Source organism: Clostridiales bacterium (assembly GCA_017961515.1).
Taxonomy (GTDB): domain Bacteria; phylum Bacillota; class Clostridia; order Acetivibrionales; family RGIG10202; genus RGIG10202.
Map to the genome: position 1 here is coordinate 61,099 of JAGCXC010000013.1, position 17,151 is coordinate 78,249.

The following is a 17,151-nucleotide window of genomic DNA, read 5'->3' on the forward strand; positions in this document are numbered from 1 at the left end:
CAAAAAAATCCTTCAAATCAAGAAGGATTTTTTTTTGCTGCCGTCGTATAAGAAAGCGAGGAGTGTGTAGAAATATGTAAAAAAGGAGCGATGCTATATGGGCGCTAAGAGTAATGACAATCTCAAAGGCTGGGAATGGCAAATGCAAGTGATAAAAGGAATTAAGGATGAATTAAAGCCTTGGGAGGTAGAAGCTTTTAATATGAAAGAAGCAGATAGATTGATAGAGAGTGCAAAAATGTGGGAAGAAGAATTAAACGATATAAATAAACGTGCAAGTAAGATTGCAGTAGCATCCGATAAAGAGCTTTTTTTAGAAGAAAATAAAGAGAGAATAAATACACTAAAAGAAAATATAGATAAGATATATCGTTTGGGAAGATCTTTTGTGGAAGATCAACAATATTATGCTATGAATAAGGATGAATTAAATAAAAAGACACCAGAACAATTTATTAAACAGATGAACATAGATTTTAAACTTGTAAAATTTGTAAATAAGCTTTCTGGTATATTTAGTGAATTAGACAATTTACCTAATGTGGAAGATGGTTATAAAAAATATTCAGAGCTTGAAAATAAGCTAGAACAATGTAGAGATGAAATTACTGATATTGCAGAAAATATAGCGATTGAAGATGATGATACATGGGAAAAAACATCTAGGTATATGAGTTTAAGATTAGAAAAACTTACTATATCAGAGAAAGATAAAAAGAATGTAGAGGTTTTATTAGAGCGTTTAACAACACCAGATTATGAAATGCCAAAAGATTACGAGATTCCTGTTACTATATCAGAAAAAAATATGCAAGAAATATTAGATAATGCTGAAAAGTTGAAGGATGATATATTAGGCCTAGAAAGTTTACGGGCATGGGAGATGCTGGGAGGAGAAAATAAAGATGTTGATTATGATAGAAAGATATTTGAGAAGAAACAAGATATACAGGAATTAAGTCGTTGGGAAGATAAAACAACAAGAAGAGCTAAATATGAAAAAGAATGGTCTGGTGTATTGCAGGATATGGAAAAGAAGTTGATAAAAAGAGATGGATCAATAAAGTCAATTGGGTCGGAGAGTACTATTGCAGTAGATGAATTAAGCCAGAGCAGTTGGTCGTTATCTAGCTCTAAGACACTTAGTTCTAATGATGAATTATCTGTGGATAATGAAGAAGAGATTTATTTTGATGCATTAGATGGAGAGGAAGAAGAAGTATTTTTTGATGCGTTGGATGGAAGTGAGAATGAAAACATAAAGAAGGCTGAAAATTCAAAAGAGGAAAAGACAGAAGATACTAAGACTTTAGCTAATGAGACAGAGAATAAGAAATTAAATAGAATGAAAGAAATATTGAAAAATATTTTGACGGAGGTAACAAATTTGTCAAAGGGGTTTCAAGGGGTGTGGAAGCAAAAAAAGAAAATTTTATATTTGGATAAAAATAAAATAAAAAAAGATTTGTTAAGGTCGAAAGAGTTAATAAATAATATCCAAAAAAGTAAAAAAGACATATTAGATAAGATGAAAATTTGGGAAAATAAAAATGTAAAAAAGGATAAAGCCATAGAACAAGATAAGTCAAAGGAGATTGTGAGGTAAAGAGAATAAAGGATTTTTGAGGGTGTATGTTGTATATTCAATAAAGGAAGGTATGGGGAAAAATAGAAAAGGAGTGGTGAGGTATGAGTTTAAATTTGGATGATTTAAAGGCCAATATAGAAAGAGGAAGAGAAAAAGGGAATAATGGAGAGGTGCTTTTTGATATAAAAATGTATGCAAAAGATGAAAGTAAGTTAGATATTTTGAATAAGTTAGATAATATTTTTAAGACTCAATTGGTGCAAAAAGATTTAGTTTTAACTAGAGTACCAGTTCAAATAGGAAAAGTAACAGTAGTAGAGAAAGAAAATTTATATTTTGTAAAATTAAGAATTAAAGATAGCGATGAAACTACAAATATAAGCAAGAAATATTTTTGTATTGATAAAAACGGGAGAAATGAGGAAATATCAAGAGAACAATATAATAAAATAATGAAGAATAGGTTTAAAAAAACTGAAATAAAGGATATAGGTTATTCTATCGGGGATAGAGAGTTATATGAAGATATTCATGCAGATATGACACATGCAAAAGAAAATCTTGCAAAGAAACTAGAAAATCGTAAAACTTATTTAAGTAAGATATTTGCAAAGTTTAGGGAAATTATTGATAAGTTAGAAGTAAAGAAGTTAACAAATAAAGTGTATCAGTTTGTAAAGAGTTTTCAAAAAGAGTTTACGTATAAGGAATTTACTAAAAAAATAGAGCCCTTAAAAGATTGGCATATGAATAAAGACAAAAAAAAGGGGAAGGGGATTTCACTATAAAAACTAGGAGGTTGATATCTATGGCTGATATAAATAATGAAAAAAACATGTTGATGAATAGGGTTAAAAATTTGCAAGACAACATGAAGCCAGATGAATATAGAGCATGGGGGCTAACATTGGATGAGTTAAAGCAAGATATAATGATGGCAAAGGACCAAAAGGATATAAAAAAACTAGCCAAAAGAATGGAAACGTATGAGGAAGTTTTTGGAGAAGAAAAAGCTATTGATATAGATGATTTGATGTCTATGGGGCAAGAACTTAGTAGAACAAATTCTATGAGTTCGGTCTTGTCTAATGAATCAGACAAAACGTTAGTAAACGAAGAAAATAAAGGGCAAAAGAAAAACTCTTTAAAGAAGATGTTAAGTGGAATTAAGAGGAGCATGGAAAAGACAAAAAGTATAACAAAATTAAACAAAGAGTCAATTAATGTTAAAGAGAGTAAGTTAATGGAAGTAGATAAATTCAAACTTTTTGGGAAAAAGGATAGCAAAAAGGTAGACAAGTCAGGAGAAAGGGTGATGTAGGGTGGACAAGACGAAAAAAGGTATGCCAATATCAAATATTCCAGTCCATATTGAAGTAGAAGTGACTGCAGAGCGTGGTAAGAATCAACGTGTTATGAATTTAGTAAATAAATTACTAAAAGAAAAAGTCTTGCCTGAAAACCAGAATACTCACTCAATTGAATCTATGGATAAATTTTTTTTAAAGAATGTACCAGGGATTCCTAATTTTTTGCGGATTAGAGCGGTGCACGATAAAAGAAAAAATAGATGCTTGATAGAATTGAAAAATAACAATCCCATTAAAGGAAAAGGCGAATCGGAAGATATGTATTATTCTGTAGCTAGTAATAGAATAGTGGCATTGGATGAGGACGAATATAATAGAAAAGTTGAGAAAATTAATAAATTTAACATAAAAAAACACAGTTTAGAAGAAATATCATTACATAAAATTAACTATAGTATAGGAATGAAAAAGAAAACCGGATTAAAAGAAACGCCTACTGAAAAAAGAAATCCCAAAAAAATAAAAGAATGGATTAGAGAAATCGGTAAAAAAGGAATGATTTTAAGTAAGAAGTTGGTAGACTTTTTGAAAAAGTATATTAATAAATTACGTGTAAAAATTATGCCTAATAAGGTATACAAAGTTGAAAAGCTTCCTAATATATTATCAAAAGAAACAGAGGATCTGGTAGTAAAGCAAGAAAAGAGTACAGTAAAAATTAAAGACAAACTGCAAAAGGATATAATTGGACTTAAGTTATCAAAAGAAGAAGAGGCACTTATGTTAAAACGGGGAAATAGTGCAGTAAAAACGAGAAGCCAATTACAGAAGGATTTAATTGGACTTAAATTATCCAAAGAAGAAAAAGCATTAATGTTAAAGCAAGGTAACGATGTGATAGAAAAAAGACGGAGTATTAGAAGAAAAGGTGGAAGAGAAAAGGTTATGTAGTATAAAGAAGTTTTTCAAATTAATAATATAGTCCGCAAAGTTCAATAATTTTAAAAAAATTATCTTGAAGATATAAATGAAAATACGGAGAGGAGTGGGATTATGGCAGATATAAAGAAACCTGCAAAAAATATAATTGAGAAAATTGAGGAAAGTCTAGAAAAATTAAAAAAAGAGGGCGCAAAAGAGGTAGATATACAAGAGGTTAGTAAATATTTGGAAGAAGCAATAAAGAATAAGAAGAGTTATGATACTGTAGTAAAAAATATAAATAAGCTTAAAAAGATGGTTTCAAAGGATGCTTCTGATAAATTAGTTGATAGAGCAAATGCGTTAGTGGAAGTTTTGAATGACCTAGAGTTAAAAACGTCAATAATTATGAAGCCAGAGCGTGTTAATACAGCAGAATTTGAAAAACTTAGTATAGATGAGGAATTTGATGCAAGAGAGCCAAAGGATTTTGTTAATCAGATGGAAAATCAAGTAAAGTTAGTTGAACTTAATGAAAAAATAAGAAATGGAGTAGGTTCAAAGGAAGATAAAGTGGAGATGACTAGAATAGCGGGAGAGTTATTTGGTGAAGATGTTTTCCCAGCGCCAGGGAAGGTATTAAAAAATGTAGCACCATTAATTAATAATGCTACATTAAAAACAATGCTAGAGGATATGATAGCGCATCCAGAGGAAGCATTGCAAAATCCAGATGAGTTGGCTAAAAAGGCTTCTGAGTTGAAAGTAGATTCTAAGGAGTTGACTAAAAGATTAAATGAGTTAAAACAAAAACAAGAGCTAGTGCAAGAAAAGGCAGAGAAGTTATTATCTGGTGGAATATCAAAAGTTTCGAAAGAGGATATGTATTCTATGTTGCAACGTGCACAGAGTACATATAATAGTATGGCAAAAGATGAAGAGGTATATAAACAATATTCTAGAGCCACACAAGACCCAGTTATACTTAGTGAATTAAAGAGTGCATATGAAAAAAAATATAATCAAAAGAAACGTGATTTACAAGACTTAAGTCATTGGAATAAAGATACACGTGTGGATAAAGCTAAAGCTATTGAAGCACAAGCACTAAAATTTTCAAATGAAAGAAAAGAGTTAAAGGATCAGCAATTTATAAAAAAACTTGATGCAAGAGCTCAAAAAAAGAAAAAAGGATTCTTCAAATTGTTTAGTCGTAAAAATGCAAACAAAAATCTAGAAACCTCAGAAAAAGTAATAAATAAAAACAGAAAATCTGTGGATTCAATAGATTCGGATATTACTCTTGTAGTAGATAAACATAAAGGGAAAAGCTTATCTAGAGAAAGTTCAAGGACACTAGGATCTAGAGAAAGTTTAAACAAAGATGAGGGAAGAGATATTTAATTTTAGTGAAGATATAGATAAAAAAGATTGACTTATGTTAAGAAGTAGGATTTGTAAAGAAGGAGGGAAAAACAATGAGTAAGTTAACAGATGCAATCAATGATAGAAATGTAGAGCTGGTAAGAGAATTGATAGATGGAGGGGCTAGCCCGATGGAGTTTACAGAAGAGCTTGCTTTAGATTTAAATGGGACAAGCATAATGGTTACACATTTGGATAAAGTTGTAGCTATGGCACTTAGCCCAGGACCTGGGAACAGAGAGGCTAAAGAGATTTTTGATGTAATGATGGAAAAAGGAGAAATATATCCAGATTGGTTGAATAATTCGCTCTATAAAACATGTTGTGAATTTATGCAAAGACCAAAACTTGACAAAACACCTGGTTTTGAAGAAGCGTTACCTAGAGAAGATATAGGTAATATGCTAAGAAGTTTTTTTAGACATGGAGCAAAACTAGATACAAATGTTTTTAAAAAAGTATTTGAAAAGGATAATTTATTTTTAAAAGAGAAACGCGAATTGGCGATTATTATATCTGAAGAGGCTGTAGTAGAAGATGAGGAAGTATTAAAAAAAGTATTAAATATAGCAAATAACATAGAGATGCCGGAAAGAGAAAATATTATCGATATTGGAAGTTCGGCTAGCATATCTGATGCAGAGTTCTTTGATGCAGTAGAGGAAGAAAAGAAAGAAGAAGAGTTCTTCGATGCAGTAGAGGAAAAAAAGAAAGAAGAAGAGTTCTTCGATGCAGTAGAGGAAGAAAAGAAAGAAGAAGAGTTCTTTGATGCAGTAGAGGAAGAAAAGAAAGAAGAAGAGTTCTTCGATGCAGTAGAGGAAGAAAAGAAAGAAGAAGAATTCTTTGATGCGCTAGAGGAAGAAAAGAAAGAAGAAGAGTTCTTCGATGCAGTAGAGGAAGAAAGAGAAGAAGAATTTTTTGATGCAAGGGATAGAGAAGAAAAAAAGAAATTATCTGTAATAGCTTTGATGGGTAAGTTTTTTGCCAATGTAGTTAAAAGTATTTTTCAAGGTTTGAAAAATATAGCACATAAATTAGGTAGCATTTGGAAGAAAAACGAGGAAGAGGGACCAGAAAGAAGAGAAGAATCTTTAGGTCAAGAAGATTTATCAACAAGAGATGTAAGAGAAAGAGAAAGTATACAAGAGGATGAGATGGATATTTCTATAGACAAAGAGCAAAGAGGGGTAGCAGAAGTAGAGCCTCCAAGAATAGACATAAAAGCAGATAGGACAACAAAAAGAGGTGGATCAGGAAGAGATATGGGAGAATAAAAAATTTCTAATAAAAAAATAATAAAAAAGCTTTGGTAAAATAGTAGATTTTACTAAAGCTTTTTTTGAAATTGACGATAGTACAGAATATGCGAATGGACTATACTAATCACATCTATTACATTAATATAAGACAATCATAAGAGATTAATATATAGAGATAGGAGTACCAAGGAAGGGGGGGGCCTACAAAATGGCTGGTGTCATTGGTGCAAGGATATCCAAGAAAGCCAGGTTAGTATTTTTAGGAATGTTATTTGTAGCCATAGGTATAATTGTGACCCTGAGAGTTTTGGCAACATCCAGTATAAATATAATATATAGCTACAAAAATATAGATGAAAACTATATCGTGTGTCAGGTTGAGGATACGGAATATGGCATACTTAAGGTTACCAATATGGATCAGGACAAAGAACTTAATATAGATTTAAATATAGATTCTCAGACACAAGGTCAAATGACGCCCCTTACAATACGGTATCAGTTAACGAACGGAGAAACTGCATTTAAGGTATGGAACACACATGAGAAGTATAAGGTAGTGCGAATGAGTGATATAAGCCTTGATGTGTCAAATGCGACCATTAACAATAATGGAAGTATTATGTCGTTAGCTATGAATAATGAGGACGGTATAATAAATACAATTGAATACACCGATGGTACTCTTATAAAGGCCTACCAAGACACAAGTGAGATATTTGAGTCAATAAAATTAACTAAAACTGGCTCTACTAGCGTAAAAGTAACTACAAGTAATAGCAAAAATGATATTATTATAGAGTTAGAGAAGGACACAACACCTCCTCAACAGGTATATGTTTACAAAAATAACAGAGGAGAAGTTGCAGTAACAGTGCAATCATTAAGCGGAATATGGGATATAACAGATAAAAGTGGTAATTCTTTATGTAAACCAACTAAGTTTGAAAGATACGGTACATATATTGTCCAATCATTACAAAGTAGTTTCCTTGTAAAAAATGGAGTTGGTGTTACAACTGAGATTATGGTTCCAACAAGTACAGTAAGTAGTAATACAATGAATCTTGATATATCATATGAACCAGATGAAATTGTAGTTAGTGCTACAGATGATTTAGTTGGGTTATGGAAAATAGTTGATATAACAACAGAAGAGCTTTTGTATAAGTATGAGAGTGAGCCGTTGACGTGCGATTTTGCAGTAAAGCGCGAGCTTGGGGTAACAGGAGTTCGTGTATATAATATGGCAGGTAATTATAAAGATTTTATATTTGATAAAGAGCCGCCAGAGATTTTATGGGCGTATAGGAATAGAAGACAGAATACTATAGTTGCGTGCATACAAGATAACGATAGTGGACTTAAGTGTGTCAAAGACATATCTGGTAATGAAAAATTTGCATTTGACAATAAAGAGAATACAGCAACATTTGAGTATTATATAGAGGACCAAGTGGACAAGTTAAAAATTTTTGATTATGAAGACAACGAGGTTGTACTAAATTTCAATAGTATAAAGTTTGATGTGGAAAATGCATACAAGAATATTAATGGAGATAAGATATCTATTGTCGCAGGAATTGATGATACTGATAATCAATTAACTAAGCTTACATACATGGATGATACAGTAATAGATACAATAAATGATGTAAATTTAGATAAGGCATATGAACTTGTTCATGATGGAACAGTTAAGGTAAAACTGTATGATGCCAAGGGTGATCATATAGTTATTGTGTTGGATTATGAGGAAGAAGATGTGCCTAAAATAAATAAAATTATTATGAGTGATGTTAATCAAAATATTTTGATTAAAGCGGAAGATGATGAGAGTGGTATACATAAAGTGACATACTTGGACAATACATTAATAGCTAAGTTTGATAAATATACAAAGATGATTGATGAAGTGTACAAAGTACGAGAGAACACAGATAGTATATTGATTTGGGATAGAGTAGGAAATGTAGTGCAAGCCAATGTTGGGGAAAATATAGATGAAGATGGTCCTGAATTGGTTGATCGAATAGCCTTTAGTGGGGATGGTGACAGTTATACAGTAACATTGCGTGATGTGGGTTCAGGACTTAGTAGCATAAAGAAAACTGAAGAAGATATACTAATTTATGACTTCAAAAACGATGGTTATCCAGAGGTAGGTACTTATAAAGGCAAACTATCAACTGATGGTGAGGAGATAAAAATATATGATAGATTGGGCAATGTAACATATGCGAAGGTGGATGCAAGAGGACCACGTGTATTATCGTGCAAACCACTTGGAGATAATCCAGAAGATTGGGTTATTGTATTAATTGATAAGGATTCAGGTCTTAGCAAAATAACATATGAAAATGGAGACTTATTATGTGAGTTGCCTAATAGTACGACTGAGGAGAGAGTGGAATTTAGTATTGTAAAAGGAACAAGATATATTTTGATACATGACCAAGATGGCAATTTTTCAAGAATAGATCTAGACCAAAGTGAGCCAGAGGTATTGGATATATCTCCTGCAATTGATGTGTCAGATCAGGAAAGAGAGTTTGAAATTTTCTCTTATGCACCAAAGTATAATACAAATAGATGGAGAGTAAGAGCAAAAGATACAGGACTTGGACTAAAAAGTATTAGAATAGCACCAGATGGTGAAGATATAGCATTCTTTAAAGGAGATACAAGAGGTAAAGAAACAATAGATGTGGTGCTACCAAATACGGTTACACAAATTTACATAGTAGACCAGGGAGGAACAGTTAGTCCTCCATGTAAATTGGATAGGACAGAAGGAATTGAGATAGTAGTTGACGCAAAGATTGGAAAGAGTGTCAGCGAAGGTTTTGTTGTAGTAGATGATGGAGTCGATGATAACAATATAATAGATGTAAAATTATATAATAATAATGGAGAAGATATCTACATAAATAAGGACATACATACAGGAGCAATAGGAGGTAAAGAGGGTATATATATAGCAGGAAGGACTACAGCAAGATTAATTATAGGGAATGAAGATGTTTATATATATGGAGGATATACTGGTAGTGGAAGTAGGACAACAGATGCAAGCTATATACATTATCCAGGAATACGTGTAGCAAAGGATGCAAAGTTAATAATAGAAAAACTAGATGAAGAGAGTACAGGAACACTATATGTATATGGTAATGACTATACAACATATGGCAATGGAGATGGTAGTGCGGCAGCAATAGGAGGATGTGGAGTTGTAGAGGCAGGTCAAAACAAGAGAGCATGTGGTGAGGATTCAGGTCAAATAGAGATTATAAGTGGTAAGGTTGTTGCAACAGCGGGACATAACAATGAAGGATATGGTACAGGAGCAGCAATAGGAGGTGGAGGAGCTTGTGCATGGAATGGCACTGCAGTTGCAGGATCTGGTAGCAAAAACAACATAATTATACATGAAGGGGCGACAGTTGTAACTAACACATATGGATCAAAGGGTGTTGGTGCAAAAATTGGAGATGGAGGTAAGTATGATAAGGACAATCGACGTGGTGGATCAGGTGGATATTCTGTTGTATCTAATAGAGAGATACCTTGGGTATCGGTAACACATACACCAGAAGAATTATCAACAGAAGTAAAAATTATAGTAAGGGCAAGGACAAATTCAGGACTTAAAAAGATTTCGTTAGATGGAGAAGAAAGATTTTTCGAGTACTACCCAACAAGTGAGATGGTAGCCGAGTTTATTGTAAGAGAAAATAGGGACTATAATATAGTAGTAACAGATAGAGATGGATTATTTAATCAAGTAACACATAGAATAGATAATATTATTAATATAGTAGATGAGCCAGAGATTGAGAATGCCCCAATAATTAGGGTGTCAAAATCGCAAGATGATGGAATAAAAATAAATCGTGATTGTACAATAATTTTTGAAAATGATGAGGATATCATAATAAATAAAGGATACAAAACAAATAAAATAGGTATGGCGGGTATATCAATAAAAGAAGGTGTAGAGGTTCGATTGGTACAAGAAGGTAGAGGTAATGTAGCAATATATGGAGGATTTAGAGGAGATATTAGTTATCCTGGTATCATGGTGCCAGAGAGGGCAAAACTTGAGATTCAAAGTGTGAGTGATGCTAAGCTTTATGTATTTGGATATGGAAGAAATGTTGTGGAGGATAATGTAATTGTAGGAGGAAGTGCAGCAGGTATCGGTGGATATGGATGTGCCACAGTAAGTGATGATGCAAAAGCACAAGATTGTGGTAGCGTTAAGATAGTGTCGGGTAATGTACTTGCGTATGGAGGAATAATTGAAGTTGCTAATGGAACTGCATGTGGTACAGGTGCTGGTATTGGAGGTGGTGGAGCTTATTCTGTAATGGGTATGGCTACAGCTGGAAAGGTAAAAGGAAACATATGTGATTGTGCAGGAAATTTAGTTGCGGTAGGAGGAGAATGTAAGAGAGCACAAGGTGCTGGCATTGGATCTGGAGGTGCTGCAACAGTAGAAGGAGTTAACATAAAAGGACAAGAAGTAGTAGTAGAAAGAAATTACATAGAGATAGATAAAGATACTGAGATCATTCAATCATCGTGTAATGGATATAGAATTACTAGAGACTGCAAGCTTACATTTAAAAATAGTAGTGATATAATTATAGGGTCAACAAAGAATGGATGTGCAGGTATAAGTGTTGCTAAGGGAGTAGAGGCAACTATATCAATTGAAGGTAGAGGTGGCATATCGGTTTACGGTGGATTTAGCGGGACTAAAACAAAAGATTATGGGTATTATGTAACGTATCCAGGTATAGAGGTGCCAAAAGGTGCAAATCTAACAATAAATAATGATTCATCACAGCCACTAACAGTATATGGTGGAGGAGTAGATGAAATACCAGTTAGTGCAGCAGCAATAGGAACAAGAGGAATTTACACAACTGGAGATTGGGCAAAAGGACACGATGTGGGTTACATAACAATAAACAATGGTACATTAAATGTTGTGCCAAAGCATGTTGTAGCATTTGGCAAAAAGGGTGCAGTTGGTGCAGGAATAGGTAGTGGAGGTATATTTGCGCCAAAAGAAGATGCAACGGTTACATCGGGATGCTTAAGTAAAGATAATTTGAATATAGCAGATGTGGCGACAGTGATTGTTAAAACAAAAGGCACAGTGAAAATAGGAACAGGTGACATATTAAAAGGATCTAAGAGGATCGAAGGTCAAGAGAGTATGTATAGGACAATAGATACAATACCACCAGAGACAACCATATCAAGAGTTGATGATGGAGGATATGGGTACGCTAAAATGAAGATTGCTGCAAAAGATATGGGATCAGGATTAAGTAGAGTTGTATTAGAAGATGGTACAATATATCGGTTTGAAAAATTTGGACAGAATGTGGGATCGGTTTGTTTTGCATGGTCTAAGAATGGGGTTTTAAATGCGAGAGTGTATGATGTTGCAGGTAATTATAATGATATAGCATATTTAATGGATGGAGTGAAAGAATCACTGGATGCAATTGATATAATGTGTGATAATAGTGTACTTAAGAATATTAATGAAGGAGAATATATAAATGTATTGTTTAGAAAGCAACCATATGTAGTTAATATGTATGTTAAAATAAATAATCAGCCAGAGAGACTTGTTAACAGAGGTAGTGACGAGTTTAATTACAAGCTACAAATACTAGACAATTGTACAGTGTCAGCAAGGATTGAAAAGGTAGATACAAAGGAGACTATATGGGAAGAAATTAAAGATGTATCGAATTTAGTTCGTGTAACAACCAATGCTGTTTTAGATAAGACATCTAATAGCGTTAAGGCAGAAGGATATTTAAGAGAGCTATATAGAGAGAACTATGTAAAGAAAAATATAAAGAGAATAGGATTTAAATATAGTATAGTTGAAGGTAATGGCAAAGTATATGATACAAGTAGTAGTACATTAGATGAAATAATAAGAGATGAAGTGTCAATGAAGTATAGATTGGTGTTAAACAAATTAAAACCATCGACTACATATAAAGTGCAAGCATATATATTGAATAATAATGATGAAATGATAATGGGAGAAGAGAGATATTTTGTAACTCGTGCAGAGGGAAGAGGATTAACGTCTAGATATTATGAAGTGGGGAATAATATTCCTAAACTTATAAAGCAAGCAAATGGAGTATCACCAACTACAGGAATTACTACATTATCGCCAATAAGAAATAAGTATGGAGATGTGGTAATCGGTAGAGTGGATAAGAGCAAAATGGAGTGGATAGGAGAGATTGTGCCAACTAATAGCAGATCAATTTGGCTAAAGGTAGAGAGTAATAAAGACTTAACTATGAAGATTGGATCAGAAGAATTAAAATTTGTAAAAGGTGAAAGTTTTGCAAATACAAAGAACATATACCTACAAGGAGAAAAATATCCATTTAAGATGTGGCTTTGTGATGATACAGTAGGAGAGATAGACATAAAGGTATATTGGTTGGAGGATGGAGAGTATCAATTAATAGAGAAGAGCCAGTTCTATCCAAAAGAATACGTGAAGATAGAATCTGTGTTAGTTGATAATCAAGATAAAATAACTTATGAGATAGATACAGTAACAGGAAAACCTATAAATAAGAAAGTGTTACAAAGGGGCATTGTTGTAAGAAAGTTAGATATATCGAACAATGTAGCAATATTAGCTGATGGTGGAGTTATATCGCTTGCTGCACAAGCAGATATAGAAGGTAATATTATCCTCAAACAAGAAGGCACAATTTTGCCGATAATGGATAATGTACAGCTAATAAATTATGAGAATGGAGATGTATTATTGTGTGATGGAAGTAAGATGAAGCTTTATCGTGATGTAGACGTAATAGGATGTTTACATGTGCCAAATCGTAATAAGAGTTATGATTTATGTAAATATATACATAGGATTATAGGCAATACAGTTGTATTGTCAGATGAAACAAAATTAACATTAGATAAGGAAGTACATTTAATCGATGGTAACTATATATTAAGTTTATACAGGAATAAATATGATACAAAAGAATATCAGGAACTTATGAATAGTTATGCAACAACAAATAGACTAGTGCATGAAATGATTACTAAAGATAACACAAAACTGAGCGTAGGAGAAACAAGATTATTTGAGGTATTGCCGGTTAAGATATTGTTAAGTTTTGAAGAGGATGACGTGTTTACAATGAAAGATCCAGTGCTAGAGATAGATGGTAAATTGACAAAGGATGAGGGCGGAAAAGTAAAAGATACATTATGTTTAGATCTGCCAACTAACATTAGGGATGGATATGGCAATTGGTATTATATGAATAGTGTGCAAGGCGATTATAGTAAAAAGAGTGAAGAGAGCAATGATATTACTATAGATAAAATGAAGAATGGAAATATTAAAGTAACATTAGATGGCTATAGCAAACGATTCAGTAAGTTTAGTGACAGTAAAGACAAAAATGTCATGTTAAATTTATTGTTAAGTGTTTCGACGTCAGATAATGTTACAAAAGAAGAAGCTATTGAAAGAGTGAAGAATATGACAGTGTACACAAAAGTCAAGGTAAAAGAGATTACAATAGGAAATAAACAAACAAAACTTGATGTACAGGATGCAGTACTCCCAATCAAGATAAAGAAATAATGAATCCTTAAGTGAAGTAGGAGGGGTAGTATATGAAAAAAAAGTTGGCTATTACAGTGGCAGCATTGGTATGTACAATGGGTGTAGTTTTTGGGATAGCGTTGCCACGATATAAAAATTATATTAAGACTAATATGCAAAAAGTAGTTAATAACGATAGAGATGGGCGTGGTATATTGAAAATGAGTGCAGGTGAAAACACAAAAGGTGCAAAATATAGTGCACTTGGAAGTTCTGTAAATAGCAACGGAGTAACAATAGAGGTAAAGGAGGGGAAGGGCGAGAGCTATTTAACAAATAAGTCAGTGCTTGTTGATATATTTTACATAAACAGTGCAACCAAAAATTTGACAATAGATGGTCAATCTGTAGAATTAGCATCAAAATCAGGGGAGGAATTTAACTGTGTTGTAGAAGTAAAGGACAATGTGAATATTAAGGCAGGATCAGCTGAATATAAAATAGATAATATAGTAAAGGTAACTACAGGCAAGAGACCTACAGGAGATCAGAGTAATAGTAAAGATAATCGAGGTTACGTTACAAACAAGACTTATTATAGTGCAATGCTAGGAGGAATTATAACCAATAGCAGCAAGGTAGGATTTACAAGAGATAATGTAGAAGAAATTGGTGTTAGGTACTGGTTACCTGATAATCCTACAGAGATTTATACTGTGAAAAACAAGATAGATGTTAGAGATAACGACAATTTTAAAATTACAGAAAATTCAGAAGGAACACTTAGGTATGATATATTAGCAAGATCGCTAAAAGAAAATGAAACATACTATATGCAAGCGTATATGATGAATAAGAAAAAAGAGATATTGTTAGGAGATGTAAAAGAATTTGCTACTAGAGGTCAAGGTATAGGATTGTATGGACTATATTATCAAGGTAGTGATATACCTAAAACGATAAAACAAGAGACTGTAGATACAATGAGATTTCAAGGTTTAAATCATCAAAAAGTAAGATGGATAGGAGAGATAGTGCCCGTTAATAATGGTGTTATGAATTTTAGGGTAACAAGTTCTAGTGCAAATGGAAAGATTATAATATCAAATGAAGATACAGATATATATAAAGAGTATTCAGGTAGTGATTCTACAGTGGATGAAATATCATTTGGAACAGGGACTACTAGCAATTTAAAGACTAATAATATATATGAGGCTGGTAAGAAATATAAGATTATAATAGAAGCGTACAATTTAGGCAACGGAGAATTTAAGATAGAGTGGATGGAAGATGGACAATATCAAGAGTTGCCAAAGACACAACTATATCCAAAAGAATATGCTAAAATATCATCAGCAGTAATAAATTCAGTTGGTACAGATGGACAAAGTATTGGCGATAATGGAAAATTAATTAACAAGAAAGTTATCACTAATGGTCAAAATATGAGAGAATGTAAAATAATTTATAGTAACGATGTTGCAAATGAGGTAAAAATAGATAATAAAAATTACACAATAATACATGAAGATAATGATGCTCACAGAGTGGGAGCTAGGTTATCAAATGGGAATTATTGTACTATAGAGGGATGGATTATATATAACACAAACGATGTAGTAGAGCCAATAATAGAGAATGTAGATAACATAAATTATTCTTCAAATAAAGTTACATTAAGAAACGGTAGTGTATGGGATTTGTATAGTACAAAAGGAGTAGATATAGTTGGTAGAGTGGTGGTAAGGAAAGAGGGAAGTAAAGAAATATATAAAGTTTATGATTTAGGAAGATATATAGAAAATTCATCTAAATTAAGTGATGGCAAATCTTATCAAGAAGATGGGGATGTAGTATATAGAACTGATGAAGAGGATGAAACAAGGGTGGTTAACTTAAATAATGGCTTAGGCGAGAGTGAAACGTATCAAAGGGTGCTTAATCAATATAGTACAATGGAACATTTTGTAGAGGATTCAAAGCCAGTGGGGGATAAGTGGAATTTAGGGATAGGAGAGGGAAGAGTATTTTCTCTAGTACCCATTAGGATGCTACTAAGTTTTGATAGTGATACACATATTACAATGAAAGATCCTGTAATAAAAATATCTAAGAATTTGTATAGAATAAAAAATGGGGCTACAGCAAAGGAAGAAGAGGATGTGTTGGATTTAGATTCACTTGATGGTAAATTTGAGCTAGATTTTCCAACAGATGTAGAAAAAACTGTACAAAAACAAAAGTATGCTAATTGGAGATATATGGATTTAAATGGTGGAGAGTCAAGAACAAAGAATGATGTAAAATTAGAAGATGATGGTAGATATATAAAAGCTACATTGGTAGGGTTTAGTACTAATAAAGAAAATCAGGACGATGGAGGAAAAACTAATGTTATGTTAAACTTCATCGTTAGATTAAACACAAAAGAGAGCGAGACAAGTGAGGAAGCATTTGAAGGATTATATTTGATTAATGATTCCTATAAAACTTTTACAGAAGTCCAATTAGTGAATGTGGGAGTAGGAGCCGATAAAGATATAGCTACAGTTAAGGCTATTAGATTACCTGTAGAAATAAAAGTAAAACCACAAGTTACATTTGAGTAATAGAATAAATATTCCGATAGATATACGGGGATGAATAAATGTGTTATAATAAAATATGTTAGAACAAGAGAGGGGGATTGACGAAATGGCTACTAATACAGAGTATGAAGAGACTTATATAATACCTCATAATTACACGGATAATGGTAAGATATTAGGTATGATAGAGAAAGAATCCTTAGTGACTGCGGCAGTTTGGTGCGTGCCTACAACATATATGGTGTTTAAATTTTTGCCATTATCGCTTGATTATAAGATATATGTATTTATGTGTGTTGTTGTGCCGCCTACTATAGTTGCACTGGTGGGTATAGGTTCAGAGACGTTAGTAGACATGCTTAAATTTGTTTTTAGATTTCTTAGAAGATCTAAGGTTTACACATACGAAAAGTAAAGGAGGTAACTA

The 17,151-nt window shown here is 32.7% G+C and carries 9 protein-coding genes; all 9 read left to right on the forward strand.

Annotated features, from left to right (window positions below):
• Positions 1 to 97: 97 nt before the first annotated feature.
• The 9 genes from J6Y29_00685 to J6Y29_00725 all read left to right on the forward strand — a co-directional run bounded on the left by J6Y29_00685 (position 98) and on the right by J6Y29_00725 (position 17,139).
• Positions 98 to 1,606, forward strand: coding sequence for a hypothetical protein (locus J6Y29_00685; GenBank protein MBP5426409.1), 1,509 nt, complete (start codon positions 98 to 100; stop codon positions 1,604 to 1,606).
• Positions 1,607 to 1,689: 83 nt separating this feature from the next.
• Complete coding sequence (locus J6Y29_00690; GenBank protein ID MBP5426410.1) at positions 1,690 to 2,376, forward strand: hypothetical protein; 687 nt, start codon at positions 1,690 to 1,692, stop codon at positions 2,374 to 2,376.
• 20 nt (positions 2,377 to 2,396) lie between these two features.
• Positions 2,397 to 2,909: a hypothetical protein gene (locus J6Y29_00695; protein MBP5426411.1), complete on the forward strand. Its 513-nt coding sequence runs from the start codon at positions 2,397 to 2,399 to the stop codon at positions 2,907 to 2,909.
• 1 nt (position 2,910) lies between these two features.
• The gene (locus J6Y29_00700) at positions 2,911 to 3,849 is read left to right on the forward strand and encodes a hypothetical protein (protein ID MBP5426412.1); all 939 of its coding nucleotides are present in this window, start codon (positions 2,911 to 2,913) and stop codon (positions 3,847 to 3,849) included.
• A gap of 102 nt (positions 3,850 to 3,951) precedes the next feature.
• Complete coding sequence (locus J6Y29_00705; GenBank protein ID MBP5426413.1) at positions 3,952 to 5,223, forward strand: hypothetical protein; 1,272 nt, start codon at positions 3,952 to 3,954, stop codon at positions 5,221 to 5,223.
• A 74-nt stretch (positions 5,224 to 5,297) separates the two neighbouring features.
• Entirely contained in the window at positions 5,298 to 6,518 is a 1,221-nt protein-coding gene (locus J6Y29_00710) for a hypothetical protein (GenBank protein ID MBP5426414.1), read from the forward strand.
• Positions 6,519 to 6,711: 193 nt separating this feature from the next.
• The gene (locus J6Y29_00715; protein MBP5426415.1) at positions 6,712 to 14,172 is read left to right on the forward strand and encodes a hypothetical protein; all 7,461 of its coding nucleotides are present in this window, start codon (positions 6,712 to 6,714) and stop codon (positions 14,170 to 14,172) included.
• 32 nt (positions 14,173 to 14,204) lie between these two features.
• On the forward strand, positions 14,205 to 16,745 hold the full coding sequence (locus tag J6Y29_00720; protein ID MBP5426416.1) for a hypothetical protein: 2,541 nt from the start codon (positions 14,205 to 14,207) through the stop codon (positions 16,743 to 16,745).
• 85 nt (positions 16,746 to 16,830) lie between these two features.
• The gene (locus J6Y29_00725) at positions 16,831 to 17,139 is read left to right on the forward strand and encodes a hypothetical protein (protein ID MBP5426417.1); all 309 of its coding nucleotides are present in this window, start codon (positions 16,831 to 16,833) and stop codon (positions 17,137 to 17,139) included.
• Positions 17,140 to 17,151: the final 12 nt, after the last annotated feature.

Excerpts from the sequence above, each read along its gene's own strand:
- J6Y29_00715 (MBP5426415.1), top strand. The coding sequence starts at position 6,712 with ATGGCTGGTGTCATTGGTGCAAGGATATCCAAGAAAGCCAGGTTAGTA.
- J6Y29_00720 (MBP5426416.1), top strand. The coding sequence starts at position 14,205 with ATGAAAAAAAAGTTGGCTATTACAGTGGCAGCATTGGTATGTACAATG.
- J6Y29_00690 (MBP5426410.1), top strand. The coding sequence starts at position 1,690 with ATGAGTTTAAATTTGGATGATTTAAAGGCCAATATAGAAAGAGGAAGA.
- J6Y29_00685 (MBP5426409.1), top strand. The coding sequence starts at position 98 with ATGGGCGCTAAGAGTAATGACAATCTCAAAGGCTGGGAATGGCAAATG.
- J6Y29_00705 (MBP5426413.1), top strand. The coding sequence starts at position 3,952 with ATGGCAGATATAAAGAAACCTGCAAAAAATATAATTGAGAAAATTGAG.
- J6Y29_00725 (MBP5426417.1), top strand. The coding sequence starts at position 16,831 with ATGGCTACTAATACAGAGTATGAAGAGACTTATATAATACCTCATAAT.
- J6Y29_00710 (MBP5426414.1), top strand. The coding sequence starts at position 5,298 with ATGAGTAAGTTAACAGATGCAATCAATGATAGAAATGTAGAGCTGGTA.
- J6Y29_00695 (MBP5426411.1), top strand. The coding sequence starts at position 2,397 with ATGGCTGATATAAATAATGAAAAAAACATGTTGATGAATAGGGTTAAA.